Source organism: Clostridium sp. 1001270J_160509_D11 (genome assembly GCF_015667935.1).
Classification (GTDB): Bacteria; Bacillota; Clostridia; order Peptostreptococcales; family Peptostreptococcaceae; genus Intestinibacter.
The window spans coordinates 1-11,381 of sequence record NZ_JADPET010000090.1 but is presented as its reverse complement, the minus strand read 5'-3'; the positions used below and the strand labels follow the sequence as shown (position 1 = coordinate 11,381).

At 30.0% G+C, this 11,381-nt stretch carries 8 protein-coding genes and 1 other annotated feature; of the genes, 7 read left to right on the top strand and 1 reads right to left on the bottom strand.

All coding sequences use genetic code 11. From position 1 onward, the window contains the following. Positions 1 to 220 precede the first annotated feature (220 nt). The 7 genes from I4U58_RS09190 to thrS all read left to right on the top strand — a co-directional run bounded on the left by I4U58_RS09190 (position 221) and on the right by thrS (position 9,798). A complete protein-coding gene (locus I4U58_RS09190) occupies positions 221 to 1,255 on the top strand; it encodes a BMP family ABC transporter substrate-binding protein (protein WP_195931003.1) in 1,035 nt (344 codons plus the stop codon). Positions 1,256 to 1,608: 353 nt separating this feature from the next. Then, a complete protein-coding gene (locus I4U58_RS09185) occupies positions 1,609 to 2,652 on the top strand; it encodes a BMP family ABC transporter substrate-binding protein (protein WP_195931002.1) in 1,044 nt (347 codons plus the stop codon). 177 nt (positions 2,653 to 2,829) lie between these two features. Beyond that, entirely contained in the window at positions 2,830 to 4,401 is a 1,572-nt protein-coding gene (locus tag I4U58_RS09180; protein ID WP_195931001.1) for an ABC transporter ATP-binding protein, read from the top strand. Then, entirely contained in the window at positions 4,391 to 5,482 is a 1,092-nt protein-coding gene (locus I4U58_RS09175) for an ABC transporter permease (protein WP_195931000.1), read from the top strand. The genes I4U58_RS09180 and I4U58_RS09175 overlap by 11 nt, the downstream gene beginning before the upstream one ends. Then, the gene (locus I4U58_RS09170; RefSeq protein ID WP_195930999.1) at positions 5,482 to 6,417 is read left to right on the top strand and encodes an ABC transporter permease; all 936 of its coding nucleotides are present in this window, start codon (positions 5,482 to 5,484) and stop codon (positions 6,415 to 6,417) included. Before I4U58_RS09175 ends, I4U58_RS09170 begins: the two co-directional genes overlap by 1 nt. Before the next feature lie 185 nt (positions 6,418 to 6,602). Next, positions 6,603 to 7,400, top strand: a complete 798-nt coding sequence (gene ytxC / locus I4U58_RS09165; protein ID WP_195930998.1) for a putative sporulation protein YtxC — start codon at positions 6,603 to 6,605, stop codon at positions 7,398 to 7,400. 125 nt (positions 7,401 to 7,525) lie between these two features. Beyond that, positions 7,526 to 7,752: a binding site (T-box leader), on the top strand. Between the two features lie 126 nt (positions 7,753 to 7,878). Further along, positions 7,879 to 9,798 carry a threonine--tRNA ligase gene (gene thrS, locus I4U58_RS09160; protein ID WP_195930997.1) on the top strand — a complete coding sequence of 640 codons (1,920 nt, stop codon included), beginning with the start codon at positions 7,879 to 7,881 and terminating at the stop codon, positions 9,796 to 9,798. Positions 9,799 to 9,892: 94 nt separating this feature from the next. On the opposite strand, the gene I4U58_RS09155 is transcribed toward thrS, so the two are convergent. After that, entirely contained in the window at positions 9,893 to 11,284 is a 1,392-nt protein-coding gene (locus I4U58_RS09155; protein WP_195930996.1) for an MATE family efflux transporter, read from the bottom strand. Positions 11,285 to 11,381: the final 97 nt, after the last annotated feature.

Below are 11,381 nucleotides of genomic sequence, written 5' to 3'. Positions count from 1 at the left end.
GATCTTTGAAAAAAAAGACGAACAAAAAGAAAAAAATGAAAAAAAAAGATTGATTTTTTTGAAAGAAAATAGGATAATGTAAGTGGATATATTTCGCGTGATTTCGACATATAATGTATACTAATTAAAATATTATTAAAAAAATAATATGACTTATAAATAGTCGAAATCTGCACAAAATAAAAATAACAAAAATTAGACAGTTTTGTAGGAGGACATTATGCAATTAAAAAAATTATTTGCAGTAGGGCTTGCAGCGGTAATGATGAGTTCATTATTAGTTGGATGTAGCGGAAATAAAACAGACAATAGTGAAGATGTATACAAAATAGGTATGATATCTGATACTGGTGGAGTGAACGACGAATCATTTAACCAATCTACTTGGGAAGGGTTACAACAAGCTCAAGAAAAATACGGAAAAGATAAAGTACAAGTTAAATATGTAGAGTCTAGTCAAGAAGCTGACTATACACCAAACATAGAAACATTTGTAGAAGAAGATTTAGATTTAATAATTGGTGTTGGATATAAAATAGCAGGTGCAATAGAAGAAGCATCTAAAAACTATCCAGATGTACAATTTGCAATAATAGACCATGCTTATGACAAACAACCAGAAAATGTAACTTCATTAATATATGAAGATAATACAGCAGCTTACTTAGCTGGATTAATAGCAGCTAAAAAGACTGAAACTAATAAAGTTGCATTCATAGGTGGAATGAAAAGTGCTACATTAGATAAATTCGAATATGGATTTAGAGCAGGAGTTAAAGCTGCAAATCCAGATTGTGAAATATCTGTAAGATATGCAAACAGCTTCAGCGATGCAGCATTAGCAAAATCAATAGCTAACCAAATGCACAAAGACGGTGTTGATGTAATATATACAGCAGCAGGTGCAGCTGGAACAGGTGCTATAGAAGCAGCTAAAGAAAACAAAAAAATGGCTATAGGTGTTGATATAGATCAAAATCCTTTAGCTCCAGAAAATGTAATATCATCAACAGTAAAAAATATAAACGTATCAATAGTTAACTTAGTAGGTGAAATATTAGATGGAAACTACCAAGGTGGACAAGTTATAGTTAATACACTTGCAAGTGGTGGTGTTGGATTATCAGATTCAACAAAAGATCATGTTTCTAAAGACATACTTGACTATGTTAACGAACAAGCTGATAAAATAAAATCTGGAGAAATAAAAGTTCCAGAAAATGAAAAACAGTACAATGAAATAGTTGGGAAATAAGTTATACTATAAATAATATATGAATTAATTAATAGCTATCAAAAGGTTTAAACCTATTGATAGCTATTTTTATGTCGATATTATGTCGATATATAGTGTATTTTTGGAAAATAAGTAAAATTAAATATTTAATGTAATAAAAAATTAAAAAAAAATTAATTTTATATTGAAATTTTAATGAGAAAATAGGATAATAGATAAAGGTAAAAAATCGTGCAATTATTATATATGTGTTACACAATATGAAATATTACTATAAGTTTATCATAATATATAAAGAATTAATAACTTATAAATAATATAAGAAAATTTGCACAAAATAAAAACAGAATAGAGAACGCTAGGAGGACAAAATGCAATTAAAGAAATTATTTGCAATAGGACTTGCATTCACAATGATGACAACACTATTAGTTGGATGCAGCAATAAGAATGATGGTGCTGATAATACTTCAAAAGACGTATACACTATTGGGATGATAACAGATACAGGTGGAGTTAATGATGAATCATTCAACCAATCTACTTGGGAAGGTTTACAAAAAGCAGAAGAGAAATATGGAAGTGACAAAGTAAAAGTAAAATACTTAGAGTCTACTAAAGATGCAGATTACGTTCCAAACATAGAAACATTCGTTGAAGAAGATTTAGATTTAATAATAGGTGTTGGTTATAAAACTGCAGATGCTATAGCAGAAGCAGCTAAAAACTATCCAGAAAAACAATTTGCTGTAGTTGACCATGCTTATGAAGAACAACCAGAAAATGTTACTTCATTAGTATATGAAGATAATACTTCATCATATTTAGCAGGATTAATAGCTGGTAAAATGACTGAAACAAACAAAGTAGCATTTATAAGTGGTATGGAGAGTGTTGTATTAAACAGATTCCAATATGGATATATGGCAGGAGTTAAAGCTGCAAATCCAGATTGTGAAGTAGTTGTAAGATGCGCAAATAGTTTTAATGATGCTGCATTAGGTAAATCAATAGCTAACCAAATGCATAAAGACGGTGTTGATGTAATATTCACAGCAGCAGGTGCAGTTGGTACAGGAGCTATAGAAGCTGCTAAAGAAAATGGAAAAATGGCTATTGGTGTTGATACAGACCAAAATGTATTAGCTCCAGATAACGTAATAACATCAGCTGTTAAAAATGTAGACGTATCAGTTATAGACTTAATAGGTCAAATGATAGATGGAAATTACAAAGGTGGACAAGTTATAACAAATACACTTGCAAGTGGTGGTGTTGGTATAGCTAAAACTACTGATAAAAATGTTCCAGCAGACATATTAAAATATGTTGAAGAACAAGCTGAATTAGTTAAAAGCGGTGAAATAAAAGTTCCTCAAAATGAGAAAGAATACAATGAAATAGTTGGAAAATAATTTTTTAAAACTAACTAAATAAAGTATATTTCTGGCGGAATTAGAAAACTTTTAAAATACAAATAGATTCTATAAAAAATGGATAATATATATATGTATTATCCATTTTTTTAAGTAGACGATTAATGTCGGATATAGAATATTATTAATTAAAAAAATAAGGAGGACAGTGTGAGCATGGAAAATAGTTATATAGATTACAATCATAAAAGTATACAAATGAAAAATATAACTAAGAAATTTGGCGATTTCGTTGCCAATGACAACATCAACTTGACTGTACACAAGGGAGAGGTACATGCACTTTTAGGTGAAAATGGTGCAGGTAAATCAACTCTAATGAACATCTTATATGGATTATACACTCCAACTTCAGGTGAAATTCATATAAACGAAGAATTAGTTAATATCGAAAATCCTAGCGTTGCAATAAGCAAAGGGATAGGAATGGTTCACCAACATTTCATGTTAATAGGAACTTTTACAGTTGCACAAAACATAATTTTAGGTAGTGAAACTACTAAATTTATGGGAACTTTAGATATGAACAAAGCTATAAAAGATGTAGAAGAAATATCTAAAAGATATGGTTTAGCTATAGACCCAATGGCAAAGGTAGATGATATATCAGTAGGTATGCAACAAAGAGTTGAAATATTAAAAGCTCTATATAGAGGAGCTGATATGTTAATACTTGACGAACCAACAGCAGTTTTAACACCACAAGAAATAGAAGATTTAATAAAAATCATCAGAAACTTAACTAAAGAAGGTAAGTCAGTTATAATAATAACTCATAAATTAAAAGAGATAAAAGCAATAGCAGATCATTGTACTGTTATAAGAAGAGGTAAATACATCGATACTGTAAAAGTTGATGAAGTTACAGAAGATGATTTAGCAACAATGATGGTTGGTAGAGAAGTTAACTTCAAAGTTGATAAAGAAGATGCTCAACCAAAAGAAACAGTACTAGAAATAAATGATTTAGTTGTAAAAGACAGCAGAAAAATTTCAGCTGTAGACGGATTATCTTTAGAAGTAAGAGCTGGAGAAATAGTAGGTATAGCTGGTATAGACGGAAATGGACAAAGTGAATTAGTTGAAGCTTTAACTGGTCTTAGAAAATGTCATAGCGGAAGCATAAAAATAAACGGACATGAAATAGTAAATAATACTCCAAAACAAATCTTCAAAAAAGGTATAAAAAATATACCAGAAGATAGACATAAAAGAGGTCTTGTTTTAGATTTCACTGTTGCAGAAAACTCTATATTACAAAACTACAAAGATGCTAGATTCTCTAAAAATAGCATAATAAACAAAGACGCAATGGACAAACATGCAAAATCAATAATTTCAAGATTTGACGTTAGACCTACAGATTACACTCAAAAAACTAGAGCACTTTCTGGTGGTAACCAACAAAAAATAATCATAGGTAGAGAGGTTATGAATATAGAGAGATCTAGACAAGAAACAAATGAATCTCAATTATTAATAGCGACTCAACCTACAAGAGGACTTGATGTTGGTGCGATAGAATTCGTTCACAAAGCATTAGTTGAACAAAGAGATGCAGGAAATGCTGTTTTACTTGTATCATTAGAATTAGACGAAGTAATGAACGTATCAGACAGAATAGCTGTTATGTACGAAGGTAAAATAGTAGGAATAGTAGATGCAAAAACTACAGACGAAAATACTCTTGGACTTATGATGGCAGGAGGTGCAGTAGATGGAAAATAAAATAGCAAAAAAGAAAAGTTTTCTTAATGATACTTTCTTATTCTCAGTACTATCAGTAGTATTAGGACTTCTAGTTGGTGCAATAGCATTAATGTTATCTGGACATAACCCAATAACAGTTTATGCTGCATTAATAGACGGTATAATCGGTAAGCCTAAATATATAGCATGGACTATAATAAGAGCGACACCATTAATACTTACAGGTTTATCAATTGCCTTTGCATTTAAAACAGGTCTGTTCAATATAGGTGCAGAAGGTCAATTTATAATAGGTGCTTTAGTAGCAGTTTTAGTTGGTGCAGGTTTAGATTTACCAGCAATAATCCATATACCACTTACTTTACTTTGTGCAGCACTTGCTGGTGCAATATGGGGTGGAGTAGCAGGATGGTTAAAATCTAAATTCGGAATAAATGAAGTTATAGCAAACATAATGTTAAACTGGATAGCTTTCTATCTAAGCAACTTTGTATTAATGACTTCATGGTTAAAAGTACCTAATAGTGAAACATCAGTACCTATAAAAGATAGTGCAAAAATAAGCATAGATTGGTTAAAAGGTTTAGTTGGTCCAGCGACTAGTGTAAACTGGGGGATTGTTATATCTATAATTATAGTTATCATAATCGCATTTATATTAGCAAAAACAACTTTAGGATTCGAGCTTAGAGCAGTTGGATTCAACAAATTCGGTGCAGAGTATGCAGGTATAAATGTAAACTCTTCTATATTAAAATCTATGGCTATAGCAGGTATGATAGCTGCAATAGCAGGTGCAATACAAGTTATGGGTGTTACAAATGTTATAACAGTACTTCCAGCTCAAGAAGGATATGGATTTGATGGTATAGCAGTTGCACTTATAGCAAACAATAACCCAATTGGTGTTATATTCTCAGGATTATTATTCGGTGCATTCAAATATGGTGGAACAAAAATGCAATCAGTTGGTGCTCCATCAGAAGTTATAAGTATAATAATCGGATCAATAGTTTACTTCATAGCATTAGTACATGTTATTAAAATAGCTGTTCAAAAAATGAGCAAAAAAAGAAAAAATGAAGGGGTGAATGAATAATGAATGATTTAGCGATAATCCTTAGTACAACTTTAATGTATTCTACTCCCCTTATATTTACAGCACTTGGTGGTATCTTTTCAGAGAATTCAGGTATAGTAAATATAGGACTTGAAGGGATGATGACAATAGGAGCTTTTGTCGGAGCTACAGCAGGATACCTAACAGGTAATCCATGGATTGGTTTATTATGTGCTGGTATAGCAGGTGGTATATTCGCCTTAATTCACGGTATAGCAACTATTAGTTTCAATGCAGACCACACAATATCTGGGGTTGCAATAAACTTATTAGCTCCAGGGGTTGCATTATTTACATCTAAAATATTATTCAATGGTTCAGTTACAACACCAACTATACCAATGGAAAATAAAATTCCAAGACCTTTAAATGGTGTATTTGAATCAGGAAGCATATTAGATACTATATTCAATACTTATGCTACAACATATATAGCATTAGCAATGATAGTTGTAGTTTGGTTTGTATTATATAAAACTAAGTTCGGTCTTAGAGTAAGAGCTGTTGGTGAGCATCCAGGTGCAGCAGATACTTTAGGTATAAATGTATCAAGAGTTAGATATACAAGTGTTATTCTTTCAGGTATATTAGCAGGTATAGGTGGAGCTTCTATGAGTTTAGCTATAGTTTCAACATTCAGACCAGCTTTAATATCAGGACAAGGGTATATAGCTTTAGCAGCTGTTATATTTGGTAAATGGAGACCACAATGGGCAGGAGCGGCTTGTCTATTATTCGGTTTCTCAACAGGACTTACAGTTTATTTAGGAAATCCATCATTAGGAATAACTATAAACGAAAACTTATTATCAATGTTACCTTATATAGTAACATTAGTAATGTTAATATTATTTGTTAGAACATCTAAAGCTCCGGCTGCTTTAGGTAATCCATACAAAAAAGGTGAAAGATAATAAAAATTAAATTATAAAAAAAGCTGTAGATTTTAAATTAATCTACAGCCTTTTTTATTCTATAAAGTTATCAATTTAATTTAACCAATATATCCAAAATGTGAATTAAAAAATAAAAAATAGACATAATACTATATAGATATATTTAAACTACTTTTCTGATTTGACGGAAGGGAACGATTATATTGACTAATAATATGATACATATAAGTTATTTACCACAGCATGATTATATGGTTAAGTTATTTATGAAAAATAATTGTAATAAATATATTATATGTAATGAGCATTTAAGAGATTTATGTGTAGATATTGATATGGAAAATGAGGAACATAAAGAAGAAGCAATTAATGGGGTAATAGAACTAATATTAATTATCTTAAAGGATAAAAATTTAAAAGAATACATATGGAATAACTACAGAAATTTAAATAATGAAGAAAAGGAGGAAATATATCGAGAAGCTAAATGTCTCCTTGATAAAAAAGAACCATTTATAATAAATACGATTTACAATAAATTAGTTGAATTTATAGAATCAGAAAAGGTGTTAAATATAGACGGTTTTTTTAGGTTTAGAATGAGAGATTTTATGGTGTATATATCTATAATAAGTGATATAGCACTTGAAGAATATTTAATAAAGAGAGATAAAAATCAATTTATAAATACTTTAAAATATTTTATAGAATCACAAGAACATAAAATTGATTTATTAATAATACATATAATGAAAGATAGCAGCTTTAGGTTTTTTGACAGAAATGGAATCGAAATAAATAATAAAGAAAGCGAAGAAATGATGAGCATGATTATGAAGGAGGATCTAAACTACGAAGACTGTCTAATAAGTGTATTATTAGCTTTATGCCCTAAAAAAATAGAAATAATAGATGATTTAAAAAATGATACTTCAAAGGAAATAATAGAAAATATAAAGATAATATTCGAAGACAACGTAAAAATTATTAATAGAAATTAATTTAGCTTATAAAGTTAAAAAACTATCATAATTATAAAGTCTTATAAAAATTTTGTTGAATATTATTATTGAATGATTTTTAAGTATCTGTTATAATCTAAATCAGAATAGTTAAAAATTATAATATAATTGCGATGAAGAGGACAAGTAAATTAGAATCTATTTTGCTAGAGAGTAAGGTCACCGGCTGAAAGCCTTATAAAATAATCTATTTGAAAAACTACCTCGGAGCGGAACTTATTAGCATTAGATGTGAAAGTGTTCGGTTGACAACCTTATAGTCATCAAGAGGATTTATTTTCATTAAATAAATCAACTTGGGTGGAACCACGATATCGTACTCGTCCCAACTTTCTGGGACGAGTTTTTTTATTATTTATATGAAATCTAAATAATGGAATCATAGAATATATTTTCTTGATTTAGTTAGAGTAATTATAAATTCAAAATTTATTAGAAAAAATACAGGAGGAAAAAAATGATTAAAGTTACATTAAAAGACGGTTCAATTAAAGAATTCGAAGGCAAAATATCAGTATTAGATATAGCAAAATCAATCAGTGAAGGTTTAGCTAGAGCTGTTGTTGCAGCTTCAGTTAACGGACAAACTGTAGGTCTTGACTACGTAGTAAGTGAAGATTGTGAATTAAACTTATATAAATTCGATGATGAAGAAGGAAAAGACGTATTCAGACATACATCAGCTCATATGTTAGCACAAGCTTTAAAAAGATTATATCCAGGAGTTAAACTTGCTATAGGGCCAAGTATAGAAAATGGATTCTACTATGATATAGATTTAGATCATAGAATAACAGAAGAAGAATTAGCTAAAATAGAAGCTGAAATGAAAAAAATAGCTAAAGAAGATTTAAAAATAGAAAGATATGAACTTCCAAAAGAAGAAGCTTTAAAATGGGCTAAAGAAAATGGAGAAGACTACAAAGTTGAATTAATAGAAGAATTACCAGAAGGTGAAGTAATATCATTCTACAAACAAGGTGATTTCGCTGACTTATGTAGAGGGCCACATCTTCCATCAACTAAAAAAGTTAAAGCTGTAAAATTATTAAGTGTTGCAGGTGCTTACTGGCGTGGAGATGAAAAAAATAAAATGCTTCAAAGAATATACGGAACTTCATTCGAAAAAAATAAAGATTTAGAAGCATACTTACACTTAATGGAAGAAGCTAAGAAAAGAGACCACAGAAAATTAGGTAAAGAATTAGATTTATTCTTCATACCAGAAGAAGGACCAGGATTCCCATTATTCATGCCTAAAGGTATGCAACTTAAAAATGCATTATTAGAATTCTGGAGAGAAGTACATAGAGAAGATAACTATGTTGAAATAGAAACTCCAATAATATTAAACAGACATTTATGGGAAACTTCAGGACACTGGTATCACTACAAAGAAAATATGTATACTGTTAAAATAGACGACCAAGATTTCGCTATAAAACCAATGAACTGCCCAGGTGGAATGTTATATTACAAATCAAAACCACATTCTTATAGAGATTTCCCTATGAGAGTTGCTGAGCTTGGTAGAGTTCACAGACATGAATTATCAGGTGCTTTACATGGTCTTATGAGAGTTAGAGCATTCACTCAAGATGATGCGCATATATTCATGTTACCAGAACAAATAAAAGACGAAATAAAAGACGTAGTTAGACTTATAGACAGCGTATACAAAGTATTCGGATTCCAATATGGAATAGAGTTATCTACTAGACCAGAAGATTCTATGGGTACTGATGAAGAGTGGGAAATAGCTGAAAATGGTTTAAGAGAAGCTTTAGAAGAATTAGGTTTAGCTTATGAAATAAATGAAGGTGATGGAGCATTCTATGGACCAAAAATAGACTTCCACTTAAGAGATTGCTTAGGTAGAACATGGCAATGTGGTACTATACAATTAGATATGCAATTACCACAAAGATTCGATGCTACTTATATAGGACAAGATGGTGAAAAACATAGACCAGTTATGATACACAGAGTTTTATTAGGTAGTATAGAAAGATTTATAGGAATATTAATAGAGCATTATGCTGGTAAATTCCCAGTTTGGATAGCTCCAACTCAAGTTAAAATACTTCCTATATCTGATAAATACAACGATTATGCTAAAGCAGTTAAAGATGCTTTATTTGCTAAAGGTTTAAGAGTTGAAATAGATGACAGAGCGGAAAAAATGGGCTTCAAAATAAGAGAAGCACAATTAGAAAAAGTTCCTTACATGTTAGTTGTAGGTGAAAAAGAAGTTGAAGCAAATGCTGTTTCAGTTAGATCAAGAGATAAAGGTGAGATGGGTAGCTTATCAGTAGACGAATTTGTTGCTATGGTATGTAAAGAAGTTGAAGATAAAGTTAACGTAATACAAGACTAATTAAAATTTTTATATAATAAAAAGAGCTTTTGGATATTCTATATCTTAAAGCTCTTTTTTTATTATATATATGAAATTAAATTTATTTATTATATTAATGACTGTAATAATGTTCTTCTACTAACTCCAATTGCTTCATATTTTTAAATTCTATACTTATAGTGATTAAACATGTTATTGCTGCAATCAAATCAGCAGCCGGGCCAGCAAAAATTATACCATCAATACCAAAGAATAGAGGTAGTATAATTATTAAAGGAAGTAAATAAATTATTTGTCTAGTTAAAGATAAAAATATACCTTTTATGGGTTTTCCTATAGAAGTAAAAAATGTCGATGTAATAGGTTGTATAAAGTTTATACATATAAAGAATAAGAAGATACGGAAAAACTTTGTTGCAAATTGATAATATTCTTCTGTACCAGAACCAAATAAAGATATAATTTCCATAGGGAATAGTTGAAATAATATAAATGCAATAATTGATATAATCGCACCTGCTTTGTTTGCTAATATATAAGTGTATTTAACTCTGTGATATTTTTTAGCTCCATAGTTAAAACTTTCAATTGGTTGACTTCCTTGGCTAAGACCGATTACAACTGAGAAGAATAGTTGTGAAACTTTCATTGTGATTCCTGCACATGCAATGGGAATTGCCTCTCCATATATTGATAAACCACCATAATATCTAAGTGAATTATTTAAAATAATTTGAACAATCATCATAGAAAGTTGATTTATACCAGATGCCATACCTATAGAAGCAACCTCTTTTATATAATTTATATTTAATTTGAAATGTTTTACCAAAAGAGGGACTGTTTTAAAGTTTTTCATATAAATGATAACAACAACCGTAGATGCAATTTGACCTATTATAGTAGCATAGGCTGCACCAGCCATTCCCATATTAAATCCAAATATAAGGATAGCGTCTAAAATAACATTAATAACTGCTCCTAATATATTACAGAACATTGATATTTTGGGACTGCCATCAGCACGAATTATATGACCTCCACCTACAGATAAAATTAAAAATGGGAAACCAAATGAGGTAATTCTCACATAAGTTTGAGCATATGGAAGTACATCATTAGGAGAACCACAAGCTTTTAGTATCTGTGTTAAAAATAGTTGCGTAATTATAAATAATATTACACCAGATGAAAATAACATAATAATCGCATTTCCTATATAAAATGGTGATTTTTCTTTTTCACCACGCCCCATACTTAAATTGAAACACGATGCTGCACCAATTCCGAATAATAATGATACAGCTATGCATGATGTGGAAAGAGGGAAGGCAATATTTGTTGCAGCATTGCCGAGAGTTCCTACTGCCTGACCGATAAATAACTGGTCTACAATATTGTATAATGCTCCAACTATCATAGCTATAATACTTGGCACAGAAAATTTAAACATTAATTTTGGTATAGAATCTGTACCTAATGGGTTTTGTTGAACATTTTCCATGATTTATCCTCCTAGACTACAAAATTAAACTTACTATTAAAACTTTATTTTTATAATTTATTATTTTTATTTATCAAAAGTTGATTCATAAGAAATT

Bases quoted from the DNA above. Each gene is read 5' to 3' on its own strand.
- I4U58_RS09170 (WP_195930999.1), top strand. From the start codon at position 5,482: ATGAATGATTTAGCGATAATCCTTAGTACAACTTTAATGTATTCTACT.
- I4U58_RS09185 (WP_195931002.1), top strand. From the start codon at position 1,609: ATGCAATTAAAGAAATTATTTGCAATAGGACTTGCATTCACAATGATG.
- I4U58_RS09175 (WP_195931000.1), top strand. From the start codon at position 4,391: ATGGAAAATAAAATAGCAAAAAAGAAAAGTTTTCTTAATGATACTTTC.
- thrS (WP_195930997.1), top strand. From the start codon at position 7,879: ATGATTAAAGTTACATTAAAAGACGGTTCAATTAAAGAATTCGAAGGC.
- I4U58_RS09190 (WP_195931003.1), top strand. From the start codon at position 221: ATGCAATTAAAAAAATTATTTGCAGTAGGGCTTGCAGCGGTAATGATG.
- I4U58_RS09155 (WP_195930996.1), bottom strand. From the start codon at position 11,284: ATGGAAAATGTTCAACAAAACCCATTAGGTACAGATTCTATACCAAAA.
- I4U58_RS09180 (WP_195931001.1), top strand. From the start codon at position 2,830: ATGGAAAATAGTTATATAGATTACAATCATAAAAGTATACAAATGAAA.